Genomic DNA, 25,900 nt, shown 5'->3' with positions numbered 1-25,900 from the left:
AAAGTAAATTTACAATTATGAATTATAGAAATCGAATAACAATCTAGTACCTATATATTGTATTTTAGCAATAAAAAAACAAACAATTAGCAGTAAGAAATAGCACATTACTAATTTTTATATGTTTTTATAAAGATTCTAATAATTTTTTGATATTTTCGAAAACGTTATCTTTGCTTAACAAAACTTAAAAAAAATGAGTACAAAAATATTAATTATAGGCGCTTGTGGCCAAATAGGTACTGAGCTAACGCAAAAGTTACGCGGAATTTACGGAACAGATAATGTTATAGCCTCTGATATCCGTAAATTAAATATTGATGTCGTAAATTCGGGTCCATTTGAAGTGGTAAATGCGTTAGATTTTAATCAAATTGAGCATTTAGTTGAAGCACATCAAATTACCGATGTGTATTTAATGGCGGCACTTTTATCGGCAACAGCCGAGAAAAATCCAGCATTTGCATGGGACTTGAATATGAACTCTTTATTTCATGTTTTGAATTTGGCGAAAGCCGGAAAAATAAAAAAGATATTTTGGCCATCAAGTATTGCGGTTTTTGGACCAACAACCCCTAAAGAAAACACACCTCAATACACGGTTATGGAGCCATCAACGGTGTACGGAATCAGTAAGCAAGCAGGTGAAAGATGGTGTGAGTATTACCACAATGTGTTTGGTGTTGATGTGCGCAGCATTCGTTATCCTGGCTTGATCAGTTGGTCATCACCTCCTGGTGGCGGAACTACAGATTATGCTGTAGATATTTATCACAAAGCACTCGCCGATCAAAAATACGAGTGTTTTTTATCCTCAGAAACTAAAATGCCTATGATGTACATGGACGATGCTATTGCGGCTACCATCAAAATCATGCAAGCACCCGCTGAGCAAATTAAAATTCGTTCCTCATACAATTTGGCTGCAATGAGCTTTACGCCAACAGAAATTGCTGCCGAAATCCAGAAACACATTCCTGAATTTACCATTACGTACGAGCCAGATTTCCGTCAGAAAATTGCCGACAGCTGGCCAGCAAGTATTGATGACAGCAGCGCTCGCGAAGACTGGAACTGGAATCATGAGTTTGATTTAGCAACCATGACAGTGGATATGCTAGAGCATTTAAGATAAACTTTTTGAACATAAATAAAACGCCGCAAAATTCAAGTTTTGCGGCGTTTTTTTGTTTTCTACTTTTTCATGTACAGAAACCCATACTTGCATTCAAAAAACAATCGTTTCATAAAAAATACAACAGAAATCATCTTATAATTATGTAACATTATAGCTTTAAAAAATAAATGTAGCATCCTCAATATCATTACATTTGATAAAAGCTAAAACGCCATGAAACTAAAATCAAGTGAACCTTTTTGGTTGGTAAAAAATGGAATCATCAATTCCTATCCCTCAGTAAGAGAAAATTTGGACACAGATGTTCTTATTGTGGGAGGTGGTATAACTGGCAGTCTAATTGCACATCAATGTATAGCGGATGGTTACAAAACCGTGCTTATTGATCGCAGAGAAATTGGTCACGGAAGCACATCGGCTACAACATCCATGTTACAATATGAGATTGACGTGCCGTTGTATCAACTTATTGATTTGATTGGTGAAAAAGCTGCCGTTGACAGTTATTGGGCGTGTTACAAATCAATTGATGATTTGAAGAAAATCGTGCAACAAGTAAAATCAGATTGTGGTTTCAAGAAAAAAGAATCCCTTTATTTTGCCGCTTTAAAGAAAGATATTGTCTGGTTAAAAAAAGAATTCGAAGCGCGAAAAAAAATTGGTATGCCGGTAAAATGGCTGGAAGCCGAAGAAATTGAAAAAAAATTTAAAATCAAACGTTCACATGGCGGCATCTTGTCTGAACAAGGTGGCAGTATAGATGCTTTCCAATTAGCGCATGATGTACTAGCATACAATCATAAAAAAGGATTGCAGATTTTTGATAAAACCGACATTAAAAAAGTTACTTACACAAAAAATGGCGTAACCGTTTTAACGGAACATGGTACTACTATTACTGCTAAAAAAATACTCTACTGCAACGGTTTTGAAAGTACTGAAATCATTAAAGACAAGTTTGTAAAATTACTTTCTACCTATGCTATTGTTGGAGAACGTTTTGAAGACGATCAATCACATCTTAACGACACGCTGTTTTGGAACACGGCGGAGCCTTACATGTATATGCGAACCACAGACGATAATCGATTGCTTATTGGCGGCGAAGATGAAGATTTTGTAGACGCTGCAAAAAGAGATTCCTTACTCAATGACAAGTCCGATAAATTGACTAATTATCTGAAGAAAATTTTACCTGATTATGATTTCAGAACAGATTTTGTTTGGGCAGGTACTTTTGGTGAAACCAAAGACGGATTGCCCTACATAGGAGAACATCCAAATTTTCCGGGCGCTTATTTTGTGCTTGGTTTTGGAGGTAACGGAATCACCTTTTCTGTCATCGGAATGGAACTTGTTGCTGATATGCTACAAAACAAAAAACATCCCCTCGCAGATACCTTCAAATTCAGACGATAATTCGTTTCCTAATAACAAAAAGCCCAAGTAAACCATAGTTTATTTGGGCTTTTGTGTGGAGCGTAAAAAGAAGAACTTACTTTTTCTTTTTTGCAAATAGCGTTTGCAATTCTTTGTATTCTGCTTCAGATTGTAATTCAATTAAATCTCTAATTTTTCCGTTTTTCAACTCTAGAAAATATTTTTTTATACCTTTTACCTCACGCTCCTTGATTCCTGCTATTTGATCAAAAGGTATTGTATCTGCACCTGTTTTTTTCATAAAATAATGTCGCAAACCCACCGCAGCTGCCATACCAATCAATAACCAAATTAGTTTCATCAAACCAAATTCAACCTGAGCATTCGATAGATTTAAAAGTACATTTACAAAAGTCACAATGAGTAACAATCGTACAATAAGAAAATGGCTCTTCAAACCGTCTTTAATTTCGAGTGAAGCGGTTGCTTCATTGTATTTGAATTTCATATAAAAATCAAGTTCTATTTAAAAACGTTATTCTCTTTTTTAATATCAGCCATTAAACTACTCGGGTCTATGGTAATGCTTTTGATTCCCGTTTTCGATTTTGGAATATTGAGTTCATACGTAGGATACGCCCAAGCCCAATCATTCAATACTGTTCTTTTTACTATTGGATTAGGGTTTTCTTTCTCAAAACTCATCATTCGTAATGGGATGTAAAAACTTTCTGTAGTACCATCAGTGTATTCAATTAGCAAATCAATTGGCATTGGCATTCTACCAATTCGTTCTAAAACTACCTTTGTTTGTCCTGCATTCTCAGTTACTTCTTTAATGCCGTAATCAATAGTGTTTGTAGTTTGTGTCCAATCTGTAAGGTACCAATCTAGGTTTGCTCCAGATATTCTTTCGGCAGATCTTTTAATATCGTTTGGAGTGGGATGCTTGAATTTAAAATCGCTGTAATATTTTTTCAAGGTTTTCATCAAATTCTCTTTGCCTATCAAATACATCAATTGTGTCAAGAAAAGTTCCCCTTTGCTGTACGATGAAATGCTGTATACTCTGTTCTCATCAAAACGATCAGCGTGTGTTCCTTGAGGCAATTCTTTTCCTGAATTTACCATCGAAAAATATCCTGTGTAGCCACCCGCAAATGGGTTTTGTGCTTTTTTCTCTGCAATTTCATTCATTCCTAAATCTTCCAAAAAAGAAGTAAATCCTTCGTCCATCCATCCGTGTTTAGACTCGTTTGAGGCCAATACGTGTTGGAACCAAGAGTGCGCCATTTCGTGAGCCGTTACACCCAACAATCCTTCAAATTTTCCTTGTCCTAAAATCAAAGTACACATAGCATATTCCATTCCGCCATCGCCACCTTGAATTACCGAATATTGTTTGTACGGATAATCACCCACGGTTTTGTTGTAAAACTCCATCAATTTTACAGTCAATGGCTGTAAATTTTTCCAGTTTTCAATGTATTGCGGATTGTTTTTGTACAAAAAGTGAATGTCAACACCATTTGGACCTTTGGCAATATCATGAATATAGTTTTTGTCAGCTGCCCAAGTAAAGTCGTGAACCATTGGTGCTTTAAAATGCCAAGTAAGTGTTTTAGCTTTTTTAGGAATGGTAACCACTGCCCCTTGATCTTGGTATCCGTGACCAATTTCGTTAGGATTTTGTAAGTAACCTGTTCCCCCTAAAACATAATTTTTATTAATAGTAATTTTTACATCAAAGTCGCCCCAAACACCATGAAATTCTCTAGCAATATAAGGATCTGCATGCCAACCTTCAAAATCAAATTCGGCAAGTTTTGGATACCATTGTGCCATTGAAAGTTCAACACCTTCAGCATTATTGCGTCCTGAACGACGAATTTGAACTGGAACTTGACCCTCAAAATCTAAAGTAAAAATAGTTTTTGAATTGGGTAACATTGGCTTAGCCAAAGTAACCTCAAGAATAGTTCCTACTTCTTTAGCGGTTGCTGTAGTACCATCTTGCTTAAAATTAGTCACATGTAAAAAGCCAATTTCGTTTGGTTTCAAGTTTTTGATACGGCTTTCTTTAATTTCTTTGTCCCCTACTTTAACTTTAGAAACCATTCTTCCGTCAGGATCTTTAATGTTTTGGATACGTGCATCCATTTCGCTTCCAGGCTGAAAAGCGTTATTGAACAAGTGGTAATATACTTTTCTAAGTGTATCCTGAGAGTTATTGGTATATACTAATTCTTGTGTGCCTTTGTATGTATACGTTGATACATCCATGGTAACCGCCATTTTATAGTCAACATGTTGCTGCCAATAATTTGAATTTTGTGCCCATAAATTGCCAAAGCTAGACACTAAGATGGTGCATAAAAGTAGTTTTTTCATATGTAGTTAAAATAAAAATGGAAGGACAAATTGTCCTTCCATAAAATTAAGTTTTTTAAAATTTATTTTGACATTTTCTCTGCCATTAATAAAGCATTATATGCATTTACAATTTTACCTGATTTTGATAATGTTGAAAACGAACGTTTGTCAGTTGCTTTTCCTCCAACGATAACTTCTGTCGAAATAGCTACACCAGATTCCATCAAGATTTGTTTTACTTGTTTAGCCGATAATTTTGGATAGTATGAACGAATCAATGCTGCAACTCCTGCAGTGTTTGGCGCAGCCATTGAGGTACCCTGCAAATATTGGTATTCGTTGTTTGGAGTAGTCGCATAGATTTTTACACCTGGTGCAAAAACATCTACATTGAGTTTCCCTATGTTTGAAAAACGAGCCACAACTTTATCACCGTATTCAAAATTTAATGCTCCAATAGTAATTACATTATCCGCAAACTCTTTTACTTTATCTTCAGAATCATTTGGGAAATTCTCAGCAAAATCGATGTCTTTTGCGTCATTTCCTGCCGCGTGTACAAACAATACATCTTTTTTCTCTGCATATTTTAAAGCATCATAAACCCATTGTCTGTGTGGTGAAAAGCTTTTTCCAAAACTTCCGTTGATTACTTTGGCACCATTATCAACAGCATAACGAATCCCTAATGCAATGTCTTTGTCGTACTCGTCTCCGTCTGGAACAGCACGAACCGTTAAAATTTGAACGTTATTTGCTACTCCATCTCCACCTAGATTATTACCTCTAACTTGAGCCACAATTCCAGCAACGTGCGTTCCGTGCAAAATTTCGTTTTTGTCTGGCCCCATTACATTATTGTTACCGTACTTGGTATCAGCAATATCGTTAGGATTATCACCCAAAACCTTACGGTAATCTGTTTTAAGATTGTCACCATTTATAAGAGCATCTTGACCGTCTTTTTGTTTTTGAACCGCTACTTTAAGTTCAGCAACTGGTAAGCCATATCCCAACATTTGTAGCATTGTAGCCTTACCTTTAATCAAGTCTTGATCTTGAGTATCAATTGCCTTTACTTCATCAACAGTATATATCGCTTTACCTAAATGTTTTGCAACAGCAGCATCGCTTGATGCCAGTGTTTCAATCATTTCTGTAGAGCGCTTCTTTATTGTAGCCGCATCGGCCACTTTTTTATCATTTAAAGCCTTAGCTTCTTGGTATGTTTTTTCATCCACCAATGATTTATCCTTGATGATTCTCTCGTATTCCAAATTTTCCTTGGTTATATCTCCCAAGAAATTCCAACCATGAATGTCATCTATATACCCATTCTTGTCATCATCTATGCCGTTACCCGCTATTTCTTTGGCATTAGTCCAAAGCACTGATTTTAAATCTTCGTGTTCAATATCTACACCCGAATCTACAATACCTACAATAACAGGTACGCCTTTTTTTCCTTTTAGCAATTCTGCATAAGCTCTGTCAACGCTCATTCCAGGAATGGTGTCTTTTACGATATCCAAGTGACTCCAACGTTTCAAATCATTTTCAGTAAGCGCCGCCTTCTTTTTAACATTTAAAGGTGCACTAATGGTAACTAAATTCGAAGTTGAAGCACTTGAAACTTGCTTTGCTGCTCCACAACCTACTAATGCTAAAAAAGCAAAAGCAGAAATGTAAATGGGTTTAATGGTATTCATTGGTTTGTTTTTGTTTATTTTTGAAATATTGGTCTAAAATAATTGATTTTGTTAAACAAATAAAAGGATTAACACTATGTTAAGAAAATTTAAATATAAATGTAGTTTTTATTTGATAAGATTCACAACAATAAAAAAAGCTACCCTTGTAAGGTAGCTTTAATCTTAAATTTATTTGAATTATTAATTACCGCATAATGCTGTATAATCCTCAAACATTTTGATGTAAGTTTCTTTATTTTCAAAATTATAAAGTCCATTATTGATGTTTTCAATCATTTTAGGACAATCTGAAAAATATTCTCTTAATTCTTTTTTTCTACCAATCAAAATAGATGGGCTGAAAAATTCATCTTGAATTCTTTTTTTCAAAACGTATGCATCTTGAGGGAAAAACTCATGAAATACAGATATTTTTTCTCCTTTTTTAATTTCTTCAAATAAAGAATATCTTTTTGTATTCACATCAGATGTAAGACCTACTCCTTTACCTGTTTGACCTCCAATGTAAAAATGGCCTTCATTGTCTTTGATATTCGCCACTTTTTTCAAGTTAGTGCGTTCTGGTTTTTTCTGTCCTTCAATGCTAATTCTTACTGTACTTTTATCTGAACCGATACCATCAACTAAGGAACGCAGTCCTGAAACTTGCGACTCCGTTCTAAAATCTACTAGTTCCGGATAATCACTAACAATTCGAACTTTACCTTTAAAAACTTTACCATCTACATCTAAAACTTCTCCGTCAAATTCAGCATATCTAAAAGCGGATGCGGCTTTTTTATATGAAGCTAAAATCGGCTCAGCTTGGATCGCCTCTAATGTGGTTGCTTTTTCAGTAGTTTTTTTATACTCGTCAATATTGGTTGCTAATTTTGTTAAAAATGGATAGTGCGTACGTATTCCTAAAAAGCTTTTTTCGTTTTCCTTTACTCCATCTAAATATTTTGAAGCTTCCTCAACTTGACCTAAAAGTAAATAAGTTGTAGCTAAATTATAATGTGCACTAAAACGAACTTTTTTCTGTATATCCTCGTCATTTTTATCTTCAAAAGCTAAAAACTCTTTCCAATACTTCTGAGCTTCACCAAATAAACTTGGCCAATCGGCTCTGTCTACATCAACTAAAGTAGGCAATACTTGAACGGATTGATTGAATTCATCTGGATTAAAGGTTGATTTTGATTTCTTTTTCTTCTCAATATCAAAATAACGTAATCCTGAGACTTCTGGGCCATACAAGTAAAAACCTTCAAATTCTTGCAACATCGAGTAGAAATTTGTGGTCAAAATTCGAATTACCAAAGCTTCATAACTGTAGGTAGGGTCTGTTACATACATGTTGACTTTTGGCGTAGTATACCTTTTGTAAATAACCTTGCCTGTTTTGTCCATGATTTCAAGGTTAGACTCCATTCCTATATAATACGCAGGTGATTTTTGATAATACGACTGCACATAATCTTCGTCATTAATAGACTCAAACCTTGAAACTGTATATTTAATTTTAAATTCTCCTTCATTGGTTTTTTTCAAACCTGAGATGAAGAAAATATTATTTATTTTTTCACTTGAATATGGAATTTTTCTAAATGCAAAACTATCTTCAATACCTGTGGATAAATCCAGTTTAATTTCATACGTTTTGTAGTTACCGTATTGTTTGTCAACAGGAGGTTCTGGCCCTCTTAAATTTAAGGTGTTTTTTCTTTCTTCATCTTGACCTGCTGGAGTTCCAGAGCCCTCCACTTTACTGATCATTTTACCTAGTGAAAACTGGCTATAAGCATTACAGCTTAGTATTGTAAAAGCACCTATTAATGCTAATTGTATAATCTTTTTCATTCGTGATTAATTAAGAGTTGGGTTGTGCGTTGATCTTGTATTTGCAATTTTAAAATCTTCTATTAGTCTATTGGCGCGGTTAATTAATTCTTTACCATCGGCCTTGTCATAGTCATTTAAAATTAACTTCTCTGCCTCTACAATAGTCTTTTCTGGTTCGTCTGTTAATAAATAAATCACTGCCAAGTTATAATATGCAGAGTATCTCATTTTACGAGCTGGTTTACTATCATCAGTATATTTTGTTTTTAAGGAATCAAAATACTCTATTAAAGGTTGCATATTACTTTTTAAGTCCTCAATTGGTTGATCGGCTCTCATAGTTTTAAACAATGCTCTAACAGCTTGAATAGCTTCTATTTGAGTTGCACCCTCTTCATTTTTAGCATCTAAAATCCATAAAATTTGGTTAGTAATAATTGGTCTATACCCATATAAATCATTGATTCCACTATTAAATTTGCTAGTTACTCCATTAACATAATCTCTTAAAGTTTTGTCATGTATTGCACTTTGATTTAGATAAAAGTCTTTCATTGCAGTCCTTGCATCGGCAAACTCTTTCGTTTTTACAGCAATTTCTTCATCATAGCTCCATTTAAATCCTCCATTAGTAGTTGCTGTATCTTTTTTTACAACTGCATTTTTTAAAAATCTATTTGTAGTGGCTGCTGCTTGTTTGGCTTTTTCCTCTTCAATTTTTTTTGGTGTTAATTGATCCGCAGTTCGTGGTCCAGCTATTTTTGCAAATCCTCTTCCTGAGTATTTTACTAATAAATAATGGTATTCTCTGCGGCTTGTTACTTTACCTTGTCGGTCTCTAGTCTCTTCCACACGTATTTCTGGTGTTACCACTTTTTCCAAAAAGTCTTCAATATTGAGCTCCATTTTTACTGTTGGATTTTCATCTGCCTTTTTCCAACCATAAATTTTAATATTGTCATTTAATGTAAGTCTGTTTGCATACGTTTGTATTTTACCTCCTAAATTAACTTCTGAAATATAAGTTCTTTTTTCAAAAGGCACAGGCTCTTTTGGAAGTGCTTGATAACTAACCTCAAAGTAAAAACGATCTAAGTCTACTTTTTGTGCTGAAATAGTAACAGAAACTAAAAACAACAAAAAAATTAAAGTTTTTTTCATACGTGTATTTTTATAAATTCTGGACAAACCTATTTATTATATTCAAGAAAAACAATTTATTCCCTTACTAAAATTGAAATAATTCTTCATTTAAAAATTATAGAAACGCTCTAATCAGCTGTTCCTTATATATCATATTATCAGAAGCTATCAATCAAAAAAAATCCCTTATTACAAATGTAAGAAGGGACTTAATATAGAGATACCATCTTAAAATAATTCATCAGTGGTATATACATCTTGTAATCTAATGCCTTTCTCAGTATCTTTAACAGTGATTATCTGATTGTTCGCATCGTGTTCTAAAAATAAATAATGGTTTTGTTCTACTGCAGCGTGCAAAAACTTACTTTTTTCTGGCATGGTCAGTAATGGTCGTGTATCATAGCCCATGACATACGGTATCGGAATGTGTCCGGCTGTGGCCAATAAATCAGCACAGAAAACAATAGTTTTACCTTTATATTGAATGTGCGGGATCATTTGTTTCTCTGTATGGCCGTCCACAAAAAAGATTCCAAATCCCAGCTCTGATTTTTCAAGAAAATCACCTTCGGGTCTTTTTATAAAATGCAGTTGACCACTTTCTTGCATGGGCAAAATATTCTCAGACAAGAACGAAGCTTTCTCTCTTGGGTTGGGTTTTGTAGCCCATTCCCAGTGATTTTCGTTGGTCCAAAACTTAGCGTTTTTAAAGGCTGGTTCGTATCCCGTTTTGTCTTTATTCCATTGTACACTTCCACCACAATGGTCAAAATGTAAATGCGTCATAAACACATCCGTTATATCGTCGCGGTGAAAACCGTATTTTGCCAAAGATTTATCTAAAGAATGGGAACCCCATAAAGAATAGTATCCGAAAAATTTATCAGATTGTTTGTTGCCCATTCCAGTGTCTATCAAAATCAAGCGGTTTCCCTCTTCAATTAATAAGCAACGCGCTGCAATGTCAATAAGGTTATTGGCATCAGCAGGATTGGTTTTATTCCAAATGGTTTTGGGTACTACGCCAAACATAGCGCCACCATCTAATTTAAAATTACCCGTTTCTATTGGATATAATTTCATAGTGTATCAAAATTGTTGACTCTAAAATTAAGCATATTTATTGATACCGAACTAAAAGTGTGTAAAAACAAATTGCACCTAAACCCATACACAACTGAGGTGTAATGATTTAAGTGCAATTTTACATGAGATTATTTTTTTAATTGTTGAAACAACTGTTGCAGTTTACCATTTGATTCAACTTGATGCGGAGTAGATTTAACCAATTGTCTAGTGGTTTCAATGCGCTGCTTTGTAACAGGATGTGAACTCAAAAACTCTGGGATAATGGCATCGCCTTCGTCTTGTAATCTTTTAAACAAGTTTAACATTCCGTTTGGATTGACCTTATTTTTAATAACAATAGCAAAACCTTCTCGATCAGCCTCTTGTTCAAACTCACGCGAAAAGGATAGCGACTGAAAACTGTTTACGTTATCTCCTATTGTGGCCATAATTCCGTTTGCATCACCTAAAATTGCCGAGATAAATAAATAACCAGACAAGTTGCGACAAAGCATTTTCATGGAATGCCTATGATTGACGTGGGCTGCCTCGTGACCCAAGAGCGCCACCAACTCATCGTAGTTTTTCATCTTGTCTACAATTCCGGAATAAACCACAATGGTACCATCAGGCAAAGCAAAAGCGTTTACAATATCCTCTTCTACAAAAATAAATTTCAAGTTCTTTTTGTTGTTCAGCTGCAACTCTTTTGCGAAAGCATTCAAAGCTTTGGTTTTCTTAGATTCGACCTCCGAAAAAAGTAAATTGTCACTGATAAAGGTGCCACTTAAAGTATTATCATAACTTTCGGGAATAAGGACTACTGATTTTTCGCCAACCCAAGGTATCGCATACAAATAAGTCAGTCCGATTAAGGCAAAAATAACCAACGCCAAAACGAGATGCATCTTGAAACCAGAAGCAAGCAATTTTTCATACCAATTGATATGGTTGTTCTCTTTCCTGAATTTCTGAATGGCTGCTGCAAATGTAGCATCGGTTATTTTAAGGATTGCAACACCATCAGTACTTTGTTTTTGCAACTGCAAAGAGTTTCCAAAATTTTCAAAACTAACAGATGCAATCAACCACCGCTCTTGATGACCCGTTTCGGTTTCAAAAAGAATCATGCCTTTTTGCGTCTCCAACAACAGTGAACAAGGCTGCGGAACAGCTGATTTACCATCAAAATAAATTCCTACGGACTGATTACTCATACTTTATACTATAAAATCTATGTCTAAAAAGTCGCTAATATCGTCACCTGTAGCGTCTTTGAAATTCTCTTCGGTTTGTTGCAAAGTGTTTAAATCAATCGTGCCATCCAGTTCAATATGATCAAATATAAACTTCATAGTTCTCGTAACAACCCAAGCATAACCAAGGCCAAGCGTAAAAATAATCATTAACATATTAATAATTATAAGGCCTATAAAATCGGCTCCCGTAGCTGTTGATGTAAATTCAATTCTTTTGTCGTCTTTATGTAGCGATAAATTATTAACATAGTACTCAAAAATATCTTTTTGCCACCAAAAAGAGTAAATTCCTAAGGTTATAACACTTAAAAAGTAACCTTTAATGTTCATTAATAAATAATCCCCACCATCACCATCGTAATTCATTTCGGCATCACCAAAGCGAATATTACTCAATACATAACTACGCAGGTTCATTTTAAACCAAGAACTATAAATACCAAGCGTTATTACAGTATAAAAAATCCATTTAAAAAAAAGTTTGACAAATTCATTCCTATCGCCTCTGTAACCAAAACGAACACCACGCCAAGATGTTCTTGACATTCTATACTTATAAGAACCGTGAATTGCTAATGGCATAATAGCTATCACTATCAAATATAACGATATCAATCCTACTGAGGGCAGGTCTAAATAGATGAAAAGACTTAAAATTCCAAACAAGATTGCAAATAATATAATAACTTTTATAAAACCCTTAAACATTTCTTTCCCGGTACCATGAAAAGCAAAAGCATCATCATTTAAAGTTGTTTGTCCAAACATAAATTGGAGCGTTTTGGCTTTCGCCCAAGGATAATAAATTCCTAATGTAACAATTGTTAAAAGCCAATTGACGATTACGATTCCAAAAAAAGTTTCACCTTTTCCTTTAAAATCTAATTTGTACTGCATCTTTTCAGGTAAAATTTCTTCCATAATAATTTTAATTTAGTTATTTGTAAGTTATAAGGGACTAAAAGTAGTTTAATTTTTTGAAAAACAACCAATAACTATTTTCTATTTGAAGATTAGTTATAAAAATGCTATTGATTATGGAAAAAGTATTTTATATAGTATCTTTGCGGTTAATTTAGACAAAATCAAGATAACACAATTGGCTTAAAATTTAAAGCTCTGATAATAAAGATGCTAGGTAAGTTTTAACAAACAATATGTTATTACAAAACAACATAAACATGATAAAAGTTTCTGATACTGCCAAAAAGAAAATTATCGACTTAATGAAAGACGATGGTTTTGATGCCGCAACAGATTATGTGCGGGTTGGTGTTAAAAGCGGAGGTTGTTCCGGTTTATCTTATGATTTGAAATTCGATAACAACAAAGGCGAAGACGATAAAATATTCATAGACAACGACATTACAATAGCTGTTGAAAAAAAATCATTTCTCTATTTAGCAGGAACCGTTTTAGAATTTTCTGGCGGATTAAACGGGAAAGGATTTGTTTTTAATAATCCAAATGCAACTAGAACATGTGGTTGCGGGGAATCATTCTCTCTATAGTCATAATGTCAAATTTCATAAAGTCGAAAGACTTACAATGACTTTAAAACTTTAGACTTTAAAAACTTTAAGACAAAAAAATATGTCAAAATATACAGAAGACGACTTAAAAATCGAACTCGAAAATAAAGAATACGAATACGGATTTTACACCGAGCTGGAAGCCGAAACTTTTCCTATTGGTTTAAACGAAGACATCGTTCGTGCAATTTCTCAAAAAAAGGAAGAACCACAATGGATGACCGATTGGCGCCTTGAGGCTTTTCGTGCTTGGGAGCAAATGGTAGAACCAGAATGGGCTAACGTACATTATGTAAAACCTGATTTCCAAGCGATATCTTACTATTCAGCACCAAAAGCAGTAGACCCTAATAAAACATTAGATGATGTAGATCCGGAACTTTTAGAAATGTATAAAAAGTTAGGCATCTCTGTAGATGAGCAAAAAATGATGAATAATGTGGCTATGGATATCGTGGTTGACTCCGTTTCAGTAGCTACTACATTCAAGAAAACATTAGGCGAAAAAGGAATCATTTTCATGAGTATTTCTGAAGCCATCAAAGAACATCCAGAATTAGTACGAAAATATTTAGGAACTGTAGTGCCGCAAAAAGACAACTTTTATGCTGCGTTAAACTCGGCCGTATTCTCTGACGGATCGTTTTGTTACATCCCAAAAGGCGTTCGTTGCCCAATGGAACTTTCTACTTATTTCCGTATCAATCAAGCCGGTACAGGACAATTTGAAAGAACTCTATTAGTAGCTGACGCAGGAAGTTATGTTTCTTACCTTGAAGGATGTACTGCACCAAGCCGAGATGAAAATCAATTGCACGCTGCAGTTGTAGAGTTAATAGCTCTTGACGATGCCGAAATAAAATATTCAACCGTACAAAACTGGTATCCTGGAAACAAAGAAGGTAAAGGTGGGGTGTATAATTTTGTAACCAAAAGAGGAATTTGCGAGAAAAACGCAAAAATTTCTTGGACACAAGTAGAAACAGGATCAGCAGTAACCTGGAAATATCCATCGGTAGTTTTAAAAGGGGATAATTCAACTGGTGAATTTTATTCTATTGCAGTAACTAATAATTACCAACAAGCAGATACAGGGACCAAAATGATTCACCTTGGTAAAAACACCAAATCGACCATTATTTCTAAAGGAATTTCGGCTGGTAAATCACAAAACAGTTACCGTGGTTTAGTGCAAATTAGTGCTAATGCGGATAATGCTAGGAATTTTTCGCAATGTGATTCCTTATTAATGGGGAATAATTGTGGAGCACATACGTTCCCATACATCGAAAGTAAAAATCCATCGGCAAAAATAGAACACGAGGCTACGACTAGTAAAATTGGCGAAGACCAAGTTTTTTATTGCAATCAACGAGGTATTCCAACTGAAAAAGCAATTGCATTAATTGTAAACGGTTTCAGTAAAGATGTATTGAATAAGCTGCCAATGGAATTTGCAGTAGAAGCACAAAAATTATTGGAAATTTCGTTAGAAGGAAGTGTTGGATAATTTAGATATGGGAAGTAAGAAAGTTATTATAGTAGGTTCTTCCAGAAGCAATGGAAATACTTCAAAAATAATTGATAAAATTTCCACCAAAATAAATGCTGACGTTATTGATTTAAGAGATTATTCTATTTCCTATTATGATTATGAAAGTAAAAATAGTAATGATGATTTCTTACCACTAGCAAGAACTATTATTGAAAGATACGATACACTGATATTTGCAACACCTGTTTATTGGTACAGTATGAGCGGAATTATGAAAGTATTTTTTGATAGACTATCTGATTTAATTAGGATCGAAAAAGAAACTGGAAGAAAATTAAGAGGAAAGAAAATGTTTGTAATAACAAATTCTCACGATGATGAATTAGAGTGTAATTTTTATATCCCTTTTCAAAAATCAGCAGAATATCTCGGCATGAAATATTTAGGAGACAAGCACTTTAATGCTGATAAAATAAATGAAATTAACAAAATAGAATTAACTAATATATAAATATATAAGATGTTATCAATAAAAAATTTACACGCCTCAATAGGTGACAAAGAAATATTAAAAGGGATTAACCTTGAAGTAAAAGCTGGAGAAATTCACGCGATAATGGGACCAAACGGTGCTGGAAAAAGTACTCTTTCGGCAATTATTGCAGGAAACGAAAACTATGAAGTGACTCAAGGAGAAATCTTTTTGGATAACGAAGACATTTCAGAATTGGCTCCAGAAGAAAGAGCCCATAAAGGTGTATTTCTTTCGTTTCAATATCCTGTTGAAATTCCAGGAGTTTCTGTAACCAACTTCATGAGAACAGCGATCAACGAAACACGTAAAGCAAACGGACAGGAAGAAATGCCTGCAAACGAAATGCTAAAAGTGATTCGTGAAAAATCAGAATTATTAGAAATAGACCGTAAATTTTTGTCACGTTCTTTAAACGAAGGTTTTTCGGGTGGAGAGAAAAAACGTAACGAAATTTTTCAAATGGCTATGCTAGAACCAAAATTAGCTATCCTTGACGAAACCGATTCTGGACTAGATATCGATGCTTTGAGAATTGTTGCCAATGGGGTTAACAAATTAAAAAGCGATAAAAATGCTATCGTAGTGATCACACACTACCAAAGATTACTTGATTATATCGTTCCTGATTTTGTTCACGTTTTATACAACGGAAAAATTGTAAAATCCGGCGGAAAAGAATTAGCGCACGAGCTAGAGGAAAAAGGATACGATTGGATTAAACAAGAACAAGAAGCTTAAAATTTTGTTTGAAGTTTAAAGTTTAAAGTTGCCTCACGATAACTTTAAATTTTTAAACCTTAAACTTTAAACAATATAAAAATGGAATTAAAAGAAAAATTACTATCGTCTTTTATGGCTTTCGAAGAGCGCATCGATGTTCATGCTGAACTTCATGATGTTCGAACAGCCGCATTAAAAAACTTTGAAAATAAAGGTTTCCCTACCAAAAAAGAAGAAGCTTGGAAATATACCTCGCTTAATGCCGTACTAAAAAATGATTTTACAGTATTTCCTAAACAGGAAAATACAGTGCAATATGCTGATGTAAAAAAATACTTTTTACACGAAATTGATAGTTATAAAGTAGTCTTTATTGATGGTGTTTTTAGTTCGCATTTATCAGCTACAACTCACGAAGGCATTGATGTTTGTTTATTGTCTTCGGCATTAAACAAACCCAAGTACAAGGATATAGTTGATGCGTATTTCAACCAAATTGTCAATAAAGAAGAAAGCTTAACCTCACTAAATACGGCTTTCGCCAATGAGGGAGCGTACATTAATATTCCAAAAAGTAAAGTAGCAGACAGACCTATTGAAATCATGTATTTCTCTACAGGTAATGAAGCTGCACTACTAGTACAACCTCGTAACTTAATCGTTGTAGGCGAAAATGCAAACGTTCAAATTATCGAGCGTCATCAGAGTTTGAACGAAAATCCAGTATTAACCAATTCAGTTACAGAAATTTTTGCTCAAAAACGTGCGATAGTTGATTTTTATAAAATTCAAAATGATAACCTAACCGCTAACCTAATCGATAACACTTACGTTTCGCAACAGGAGGAAAGTAGTGTAGCTGTAAATACATTCAGTTTTGGTGGAAACCTCACCAGAAACAATCTGAATTTTTACCATTTTGGAGAAAGAATTGTGAGTTACCTCAACGGAATTACGATTATTGGCGATAAGCAACATGTAGATCATTACACACTCGTTCAACATGCTACGCCAAACTGCGAAAGCCATCAGGATTACAAAGGCATATTCTCTGATCGTTCTAATGGAGTTTTTAATGGGAAAATTTTTGTAGAAAGAGAAGCTCAAAAAACAAATGCTTTTCAAAAAAGCAACAACATTTTATTGAGTGATAAAGCGACTATTAATGCAAAACCACAATTAGAGATTTTTGCTGATGATGTAAAATGCTCTCACGGTTGCACCATTGGTCAACTTGATGAAACAGCAATGTTCTACATGCAACAACGCGGAATCCCTAAAAAAGAGGCCAAAGCACTATTGATGTATGCGTTCTCAAATGCAGTTATAGAAAGTATTAAAATACCAGAATTAAAACAACGAATTACCAAAATTATTGCTACAAAATTAGGCGTAAAAATGGGATTTGATTTGTAAGATAATTAAAACTTGATATATAAAACCCGACAGATTTTAAAAACCTGTCGGGTTTATTTTTTGGAGTTAAACCCACTATGTATCGCAAATGAAATTCACTGATTAACAAAATAAAACAACAAATAATTAAAGTAATCATTTTTTTGTAAAAACCTCAAAAAGGATTTTGATTTCTATCAGGGCTAAAATTTATTCCCTATAATTCCAATCATCAAAGAAATGTCTATTTAACTTTGAGGAATTGTATTTTTCCCAAATAAAAATTCATTTCTCCAAAATAATAGAAGACAAAAAACATATAATTTTCTATTGTCAATGTTTTATAGTCTATGAACTCAAATTAGACTACATTTGAGTACAATTAACATTTGTTGTCTAAGACAAGTTTAGATTGATTTACCATTTCCCTAAAATAAATTATGGCGAAAATGAAATCAGCACTTCCAAAAAGTACTCCTTTAGCACTTTCAAAAAAGCAAAAGTTAGAGCCAAATCAAATTTCTAAGAAAGAATATTCACAGTCTGAATTACATTCTAATCAAGAACTGGTTAAGGCATCCCATGGATTTCCTATAGTTGCAATTGGCGCATCGGCTGGTGGACTTGAGGCGGTTACTCTATTACTACAAAATCTTTCGCCCACGACAGGCATGGCTTTTATATATGTACAGCATTTAAGTCCAGATCACAAAAGCATTTTACCTTATTTATTATCTAAAGTTACTCAAATGAAAGTACAAGATATTGATGATATGGAAAAAATGATTCCTAATAATGTTTATGTAATTCCGTACAACAAAGAAATTGAAGTTGTCGATGGGCATATTAAATTAATTCCACGCCCCGAAAAACGTAAGTCAAATCTATCAATTGATTTACTTTTTACTTCATTGGCAGAAACGCATAAAGAAAATGTTATTGGAGTTGTGCTGTCTGGAAATGCTTATGATGGAACATCTGGTTTAAAAGAAATAAAACAAGCTGGAGGTATTACTTTTGCTCAAGACGATTCGGCTAAATTTGCTAGTATGCCTCAATCGGCCATTGCTTCAGGGGTAGTTGATTTTATTTTATCTCCTTTAGAAATTGGCTTGGAAATAAGCCGAATTAGTAAACATCCTTTGGTTAAACAAAAACCAATAAAAAATATACCTGAATCAGAAATAGAAAATAATGATCCTGATTTACAGCTTATTTTGCAAGTTCTTCACAAAAACAAAAATGTCGATTTTAGTCATTATAAGATGAATACAATCAAGAGAAGAATGACTCGTAGAATGCTGATTCACAAGATAAAAACATTAAAAGAATATGCGGTATTGCTTCTCGATCAAACTTCTGAAATTGATTTACTTTACCACGATTTACTCATAAATGTAACTGCTTTTTTTAGAGACACCGATGCTTTTTCACTTTTAAAGAGTACAATTTTACCCAAAATTATAGAAAATAAAACTACTGGTGAGAGTATAAGAATATGGATTGCTGCTTGTGCTACAGGTGAAGAAGTATACTCTATAGCTATGTTATTATTAGAAATTCAAGACCTTACATCGAATAACATTCCTATTCAAATATTTGCATCAGATTTAAGTATAGAAGCTATTAATTTAGCGCGTACTGGTGACTATTCTGCCCATCAATTGGCAAATGTTTCTCCAGAAAGAATACAACGGTTTTTTACCAAAACTAAAGATAAATATCGCGTTTGTAAATCCTTGCGAGATGTTTGTGTTTTTGCGCAACACAACATTTTGCGCGACCCACCATTTTCAAAAATGGATTTAATTAGCTGCCGCAATGTGCTTATTTATTTAGATACAATTGCTCAGAAAAAAGCCATTACCACTTTTCATTATGCGCTAAATGATGGGGGGTGTTTAATGCTAGGGAAGTCAGAAACGATTGGGGCATCTGGTCATTTGTTTGGAGTTACAAATAAAAAATATAAATTTTATTGCCGAAAAAATTATTCAAGATTAAATACCATTTCCAATTTAAACTCAAGAACAGTAAACAGTATTATGCCAAATAAAAAAATCAATCCAGCTTCAATGCTTAAAAAAACGACTAGCTCTGCAAATGGAAATATTGGTTTAGCTTTCGATTCTGTATTGCTTGAAAATTATGTTCCTGCAAGTGTTATCATTAATTACGAATTAGAGATTCTTCAATTTAGAGGAACTACATCGCTTTATTTACAACACTCTTCGGGCAAAGCCAGTTTTAATATTTTGAAAATGGCACATCCAGAAATCACATTTGAACTGCGTAATGCCATTCATAACGCCATTAAAACTGAACAAACGGTTGTAAAAATTGGGATTGAAATGAATCGTGATAAAAATGGGAATGCATTTAGAATCGTCAATTTAGAAGTTACACCCATAAAGCTTGAAGGAGAAGAACCGTTATTGGTTGTTGTATTTACAGGTCAACCCGTTTCAGAAGTTGAAGAAAATTCAATAAAATCTACTAAAAATACTTCGGTTGCAAAAGACCGACGCATTAAAAAACTAGAAGAAGAATTGGCAGCCGCAAGAGCCGATATGGGATCCATTATTCTCGACCAAGAATCTACTAATGAAGAATTGCAAAGCTTGAATGAAGAAATTGTTTCTAGCAACGAAGAGTTACAAAGTTTAAATGAGGAACTAGAAACTTCTAAAGAGGAAATAGAATCTACCAACGAAGAACTTACTACAAGTAATCAGGAATTGCAAGCTCGTAACCAACAAGTAGAGGAATTATATTCTTATTCTGAAGTGATTATGTCTACCATTCACGAACCCATGCTTATTCTTGATAAAGACATGAAGATTCGTTCTGCAAATAAATCTTTTTGTAAAACCTTTCATGTGACTGAACAAGAATGCGTGGGAATATCACTTTATAAATTAAATAAAAATCAATGGAGTTTTTCTGGATTACGAGAACTTCTTGAAGAGATTGTAACCAATAATGTGCATTTTCATGATTTTGAAATTGATCATACCTTTTCTAATATCGGACATAAAATATTATTGTTAAATGCGCATAAAGTAAGTCAACCAAGCAAAAACGAAGAGCTAATTGTACTTACTATAATTGATGTTACAGCATCTAGAAAACTAGCTTTGGCAACACGGGAAAATGAGATAAAAATTCGTGAAATTCAATTAAAAGCCGAAAAAGAAGCCCTAAAAATCATGGAGGATAGCAACAAGCGCTATGATATGATGCTCATGCAATCACCATTTTCCTTTGCTATTTTGAAAGGAAAAGACATGAAAATTACACTTGCTAACGATAGTGTAAAAAAAGTTTGGGGTAAAGGAAATGACATAGAAGGAAAATCATTGTTTGATGTTTTGCCAGAAATTTTAACTTCCTCACTTCCTAATATATTGGATGAAGTATTTACCAAAGGGAAACCATTTAATGGATATGAACTTCTTGTGCCGCTTTTACGAAAAGGGAAAATGGAAGATGTGTATTTCAATTTTGTATATCAGCCTTACTTGGAAGCGGACAAAACCATTTCAGGTGTTGCAGTAATTGCTTATGAAGTTACTAAGCAGGTGCATTTGAAAGACCAATTAATAGAAGCTATTGCCAATGCAGAACATAAAACTAAAATTGCTGAAGACGCACTAAAAGCCAAGCAACAATTTTTGTCTAACATGAGTCACGAGATTCGAACACCAATGAACGCCATAATTGGATTTACAAATGTGCTACTAAAATCAGAATTAAACAGCCATCAAAAAGAATGTGTTAATGCAGTTAAAACCTCTGGAAATTCTTTAATTGTAATTATTAATGATATTCTTGATCTTGCCAAAGTTAATGCTGGAAAAATGAATTTTGAAGAAAACCCATTCAATTTAAACCAGACAATTTCGGAAATCTTTCAATTATTTGTAGTAAAATGTGAGAAAAAGAAATTAGAATTAATAAAAAATATTGACAGCACTATTCCAAATATTGTCTTGGGCGACGACATTAGATTGCGACAAATATTTCTGAATTTAATAAGTAACGCCATTAAGTTTACGGAAAAAGGGACAATCACTTTAGATATAAAAATTCTTGACCAAGGTGCCGAAAAAACCACAATAGAATTTGCACTTACTGATACCGGAATTGGTATTCCAGAAAACAAACTCAATACTATTTTTGATAATTTTGAGCAAGCATTTGATGCCACATCAAGATTGTATGGAGGTACCGGATTAGGACTTGCTATCGTTAAACAACTAGTAGAACTTCAAGGCGGAAAACTGTTTGTAAAAAGTAAATTAGGAAAAGGTTCTACTTTTGGTTTTTCCATGAGTTTTAAAAATACCAATCTCGAAATGCCAGTTGAATCAGCAACTCAATTCAATAAAAACGATAAACTTACTAATGTAAAAGTGCTAGTTGCAGAGGACATGCCTCTCAATCAACTTTTAATAAAAATTATATTAGAAGATTTTGGACTAGAATGTGACATTGCAGAAAACGGGAAAATTGCTATAGAAAAACTTCAGAATAACACTTATGATATTGTATTAATGGATATTCAAATGCCAGAAATTAATGGCTTTGAAGCAACAGAATTTATTAGAAAAAAAATGAAGTCTAAAATTCCAATTATTGCTTTAACTGCAGATGTAACTACTATAGACATCAAAAAGTCATTGGAAATAGGCATGAATGATTACATCTCAAAACCAATAGACGAAAAATTATTATATAATAAAATTAAATATTTATTGATGCGATAAGAAGCGCTAAATAGTTGAAATTTCATTGTCTTATAAATCAAAAAAATGAAACTTTGTGAATCTGTATTCTTCTTTGATGAACATATTACTTACAACAATGTATTCTTGAATTCCTTATATAGCGACTTTATTATTTAGAATGTTTTTTCGATTAATAGTCGAGGTAGTTACATCATTTTTCCTAAATAAAAATTAATACTAACTATTATTGTTTCCCTTACTTATGAGGGAAACAATTTTTAAACGCTTGATTTTATTGGGGTTTACGCAACATAAAAATAGAATCAAAAACTATTTCATTTCAGTTAGCAAAAAATAATCAGTACATTACTCTACGTAAAAAATTTGTTTATTTGATTTTTCCCAAACTCCCCACAATCCCTTTCAACATTCCATTAAAATCAAATTCTGAATTCTCTTTTAAACCCATTCTAACAATCACAATATCCATTGAAGGTATTATCGCCACCATTTGACCTTGAAAACCGCTACAGTAATACATATCCTTTGGAACATCAGGGAAATATCCACCAGCGTTAAGCCAAAATTGACCACCATATCTACCTCCAGAAGTATTTGTAGGTGTTGCGGTGTATTTAACCCAACTTTCATTAAAAATTTGTTCGCCATTCCAGTTACCTTGATGTAAATAAAGTAAGCCAAATTTAGCCCAGTCGCGCGTTGTAGCCCAACCGTAGGACGAGCCAACATAATTTCCAGCCATATCGGTTTCGATAACCATAGAATTCATTCCTATTTTATCTATTAAATCGGTGTACCAAAAATCTAAATATTCTTGATGTGTTTTGAACTGCTTTCGCAAAATACCTGAAAGTAAATTAGAGGTTCCTGAAGAGTAATTCCAACGCATATTAGGTTTATATTCTGCCGGTTTCTCGAGTTGCGCTCGGGTCATATCTTCGGCTTGAAAAAGCATTTTGGTCGCATCACAAATAGAAGCGTAATCTTCTACCCATTGTAAACCAGAGTTCATGTGAAGCAAATCACTTGTGGTTATCAATTTTCGGCTGTCATTTTTCCATTCTGAAATGGGCGCTGGAGCATCAATGTCAAATTTTCTTTTTTTCTCTAAAACTCCAAACATGGCACTCGTGATACTTTTGGTCATGGACCAACCTAATATTCTACTGTTTTTAGTAAATCCTGTATCATATTTCTCGGCAATAATTTTGTCTTTATAAACTACTAAAAGGGAACGCGTCCTCTTTTTCAATTCTCCTTTCACATCAAAAGCATTGGCTACAGCCGCATTCAATTTGGTATAATCAACGTTAGCAAAAATGGTATCTCTAGGTTCTTTATTCCCGTACGGAAAAGGTAAATTGTTGTTCAATTTTGTTCTTTTGGGAACCAAATACGGTTTTGAAACATCAAAATCATCGTTGATTAAAGTGACTCCTAAACCTTCACGGTAAATGGCTTTTCGTTCTTTTATACCGTATACTGAGGCGATCGCCCATTTTCCTGCTTCATCAATTTGGTTTGTAGCCAAATCCATCATGTCGATATCATTGTCGCCTTTTTCAATAAGCGACTGCGAACGGTGATCTAAAAAATGGCCAGACGCAATACTTTTGGCTGAAAAGCCCGAAATTAAATCCAGTTTTGGATACGTTGTAAATCCAAAATAACAAATACCGACAAGCAAAGCAATGACAGCAATTTTGACAATTTTTTTCATAAGCGCTTCTTTATCCTGCAATTTATTAAAAACATTTCAATCTTTTTGATTTTAATAGCGCATAACTCCAAAATAATTTGGCTATCAAAGCATAACAAGAAAGTATGAAAAACTTAGAATTCTTAATTTCAAAACGGTTTAATTTCAGTACTTTTGTAACTAGATTTTTTCTAAATAATTATGCTAGACATTCAAAAAATAAGAGCCGATTTTCCCATACTTACACAAAAAGTAAACGGAAAACCATTAGTCTATTTCGATAACGGAGCTACAACTCAAAAACCGCAAGTGGTAATTGATGCGATAGCGAAATACTACCAAGAAATCAATGCTAATATTCATCGTGGCGTGCATACTTTGAGCCAATTAGCAACGGATGCCTATGAGGAATCCCGAAAGAAAATTCAAAATCACATTAATGCAAAATTTGCTCACGAAGTACTTTTTACCTCTGGGACTACACATGGTATTAATGCAGTAACTAATGGATTTGCTTCGATTTTAAAACCAGGTGATGAAATTTTAGTTTCGGCATTGGAACACCACAGCAATATTGTACCTTGGCAAATGTTGTGCGAACGTACAGGGGCTATTTTACGTGTCATTCCTATGAATACGGATGGCGAGTTGATTATGACCGAATACGACCAACTGCTTTCGGATAAAACAAAAATTGTAACGGTAAATCATATTTCGAATGCGCTAGGAACAATCAATCCTGTTAAATACATAATTGAAAAGGCACACGAAGTAGGTGCTGCGGTTTTAATAGATGGTGCACAAGCTGTTCCGCATTTAAAACCAGATGTACAAGAACTAGATTGTGATTTCTATGTTTTTTCAGGACATAAATTGTGTGGACCAACGGGAACCGGAATTTTATATGGTAAGGAAGAATGGTTGAATAAATTACCGCCTTATCAAGGTGGTGGCGAAATGATTAAAGAAGTCACTTTCGAGAAAACAACTTATGCAGAACTACCTCATAAGTTTGAAGCAGGAACTCCCAATATTGCTGGAGGAATTGCATTAGGAACCGCTGTTGATTACATGAACTCAGTTGGTTTTGACAACATTCAGCAGCAAGAAAAAGAATTGCTTGAGTATGGAACCCAACAATTATTAACCATTGAAGGTTTGAAAATTTACGGTACTGCCAGAGAAAAAACGTCTGTAATTTCATTTAATATTGAAGGAATTCACCCGTACGATATTGGCACCATAATTGACAAATTAGGAATAGCGGTGCGCACAGGACATCATTGTGCACAACCTATTATGAATTTCTTTGAGATTCCGGGCACCATAAGAGCTTCGTTTGCGTTCTACAACACAAAAGAAGAAATTGACAGTCTTGTAGCTGCCGTAAAAAGAGCTCAAAATATGCTTGCTTAACACTTAAACACACCTTATGAAAACAGTACTAGCTTTAGTGGCAACCGTGATTCTTGGATCTACATGCAGCAACAAGAAACAATCTGATCTAGAAAATACAGTGATCGAGTACACGGCTAATACGAGAGGTTTTTATCAAAAAATTACCGTTGTCAATCAAGAATTGAGTGTAAGCAAAGACAGAAATGAGACTGAAAAGCCTACTAAAACTCCCATTTCTGATGCTGACTGGAAGGAACTTATAACAGAATTTCAAATTATTGAACTTGACAAAGTGGAAACATTAAAAGCACCTTCTGAAAAAAGATTTCATGACGGCGCAGCAATGGCAAATCTGAAAATAGTGCACAAAGAAAAGACCTATCAAAGTAAAACATTTGATCATGGCACTCCTCCAAGAGAAATTGAAAAATTAGTAAAAAAAATCAATGCTTTAGCTGAGGCAAATTAAACACGA

General features: G+C 33.9%; 19 protein-coding genes. 10 read left to right on the top strand and 9 right to left on the bottom strand.

The genetic code is table 11. The features are described from left to right. Positions 1–196 precede the first annotated feature (196 nt). Together AC061E_RS00750 and AC061E_RS00745 are read left to right on the top strand one after the other, a co-directional pair. The gene (locus tag AC061E_RS00750) at positions 197–1,135 is read left to right on the top strand and encodes an L-threonine 3-dehydrogenase (protein ID WP_478284554.1); all 939 of its coding nucleotides are present in this window, start codon (positions 197–199) and stop codon (positions 1,133–1,135) included. A 216-nt stretch (positions 1,136–1,351) separates the two neighbouring features. Continuing rightward, positions 1,352–2,557 carry an NAD(P)/FAD-dependent oxidoreductase gene (locus tag AC061E_RS00745; RefSeq protein WP_478284553.1) on the top strand — a complete coding sequence of 402 codons (1,206 nt, stop codon included), beginning with the start codon at positions 1,352–1,354 and terminating at the stop codon, positions 2,555–2,557. Between the two features lie 76 nt (positions 2,558–2,633). On the opposite strand, the gene AC061E_RS00740 is transcribed toward AC061E_RS00745, so the two are convergent. The 8 genes from AC061E_RS00740 to AC061E_RS00705 all read right to left on the bottom strand — a co-directional run bounded on the left by AC061E_RS00740 (position 2,634) and on the right by AC061E_RS00705 (position 12,821). After that, positions 2,634–3,026 carry a hypothetical protein gene (locus AC061E_RS00740; RefSeq protein WP_478284552.1) on the bottom strand — a complete coding sequence of 131 codons (393 nt, stop codon included), beginning with the start codon at positions 3,024–3,026 and terminating at the stop codon, positions 2,634–2,636. Between the two features lie 14 nt (positions 3,027–3,040). Further along, positions 3,041–4,909, bottom strand: coding sequence for a M1 family metallopeptidase (locus tag AC061E_RS00735; RefSeq protein ID WP_478284551.1), 1,869 nt, complete (start codon positions 4,907–4,909; stop codon positions 3,041–3,043). Between the two features lie 62 nt (positions 4,910–4,971). Then, positions 4,972–6,600 (bottom strand): S8 family peptidase, encoded by a 1,629-nt coding sequence (locus AC061E_RS00730; protein ID WP_478284550.1) that lies wholly within the window; start codon positions 6,598–6,600, stop codon positions 4,972–4,974. A gap of 183 nt (positions 6,601–6,783) precedes the next feature. Beyond that, on the bottom strand, positions 6,784–8,445 hold the full coding sequence (locus AC061E_RS00725; RefSeq protein ID WP_478284549.1) for a hypothetical protein: 1,662 nt from the start codon (positions 8,443–8,445) through the stop codon (positions 6,784–6,786). A 6-nt stretch (positions 8,446–8,451) separates the two neighbouring features. Continuing rightward, positions 8,452–9,588: a hypothetical protein gene (locus AC061E_RS00720; RefSeq protein WP_478284548.1), complete on the bottom strand. Its 1,137-nt coding sequence runs from the start codon at positions 9,586–9,588 to the stop codon at positions 8,452–8,454. A gap of 210 nt (positions 9,589–9,798) precedes the next feature. Then, on the bottom strand, positions 9,799–10,656 hold the full coding sequence (locus tag AC061E_RS00715) for an MBL fold metallo-hydrolase (RefSeq protein WP_478284547.1): 858 nt from the start codon (positions 10,654–10,656) through the stop codon (positions 9,799–9,801). 131 nt (positions 10,657–10,787) lie between these two features. Continuing rightward, a complete protein-coding gene (locus AC061E_RS00710) occupies positions 10,788–11,858 on the bottom strand; it encodes a M48 family metallopeptidase (protein WP_478284546.1) in 1,071 nt (356 codons plus the stop codon). Between the two features lie 3 nt (positions 11,859–11,861). Next, entirely contained in the window at positions 11,862–12,821 is a 960-nt protein-coding gene (locus AC061E_RS00705; RefSeq protein WP_478284545.1) for a YjgN family protein, read from the bottom strand. A gap of 260 nt (positions 12,822–13,081) precedes the next feature. Between AC061E_RS00705 and AC061E_RS00700 the strand changes: the two genes are divergently transcribed. From AC061E_RS00700 to AC061E_RS00675, 6 genes are all read left to right on the top strand, one after another. Further along, complete coding sequence (locus AC061E_RS00700; RefSeq protein WP_144890116.1) at positions 13,082–13,411, top strand: HesB/IscA family protein; 330 nt, start codon at positions 13,082–13,084, stop codon at positions 13,409–13,411. Positions 13,412–13,493: 82 nt separating this feature from the next. Then, positions 13,494–14,942, top strand: coding sequence for a Fe-S cluster assembly protein SufB (sufB, locus tag AC061E_RS00695; protein WP_478284544.1), 1,449 nt, complete (start codon positions 13,494–13,496; stop codon positions 14,940–14,942). After that, complete coding sequence (locus tag AC061E_RS00690) at positions 14,935–15,438, top strand: flavodoxin family protein (RefSeq protein WP_478284543.1); 504 nt, start codon at positions 14,935–14,937, stop codon at positions 15,436–15,438. The genes sufB and AC061E_RS00690 overlap by 8 nt, the downstream gene beginning before the upstream one ends. Before the next feature lie 9 nt (positions 15,439–15,447). Continuing rightward, positions 15,448–16,200 carry a Fe-S cluster assembly ATPase SufC gene (sufC, locus tag AC061E_RS00685; RefSeq protein ID WP_144890122.1) on the top strand — a complete coding sequence of 251 codons (753 nt, stop codon included), beginning with the start codon at positions 15,448–15,450 and terminating at the stop codon, positions 16,198–16,200. 81 nt (positions 16,201–16,281) lie between these two features. Next, the gene (gene sufD / locus AC061E_RS00680) at positions 16,282–17,598 is read left to right on the top strand and encodes a Fe-S cluster assembly protein SufD (RefSeq protein WP_478284542.1); all 1,317 of its coding nucleotides are present in this window, start codon (positions 16,282–16,284) and stop codon (positions 17,596–17,598) included. 428 nt (positions 17,599–18,026) lie between these two features. Further along, complete coding sequence (locus AC061E_RS00675) at positions 18,027–22,346, top strand: CheR family methyltransferase (protein WP_478284541.1); 4,320 nt, start codon at positions 18,027–18,029, stop codon at positions 22,344–22,346. A 349-nt stretch (positions 22,347–22,695) separates the two neighbouring features. Here AC061E_RS00675 and AC061E_RS00670 read toward each other — a convergent pair whose 3' ends face one another. Continuing rightward, positions 22,696–24,048 carry a serine hydrolase domain-containing protein gene (locus AC061E_RS00670; protein ID WP_478284540.1) on the bottom strand — a complete coding sequence of 451 codons (1,353 nt, stop codon included), beginning with the start codon at positions 24,046–24,048 and terminating at the stop codon, positions 22,696–22,698. A gap of 180 nt (positions 24,049–24,228) precedes the next feature. On the opposite strand from AC061E_RS00670, the gene AC061E_RS00665 reads away from it, so the two are divergent. Both AC061E_RS00665 and AC061E_RS00660 read left to right on the top strand, forming a co-directional pair. Continuing rightward, on the top strand, positions 24,229–25,443 hold the full coding sequence (locus tag AC061E_RS00665) for an aminotransferase class V-fold PLP-dependent enzyme (RefSeq protein WP_478284539.1): 1,215 nt from the start codon (positions 24,229–24,231) through the stop codon (positions 25,441–25,443). 16 nt (positions 25,444–25,459) lie between these two features. Then, the gene (locus tag AC061E_RS00660; RefSeq protein WP_478284538.1) at positions 25,460–25,894 is read left to right on the top strand and encodes a hypothetical protein; all 435 of its coding nucleotides are present in this window, start codon (positions 25,460–25,462) and stop codon (positions 25,892–25,894) included. Positions 25,895–25,900 lie beyond the last annotated feature (6 nt).

The sequence above is a fragment of the Flavobacterium sp. GNP011 genome (assembly GCF_056428925.1).
This window is presented reverse-complemented; position numbering and strand designations above follow the sequence as displayed.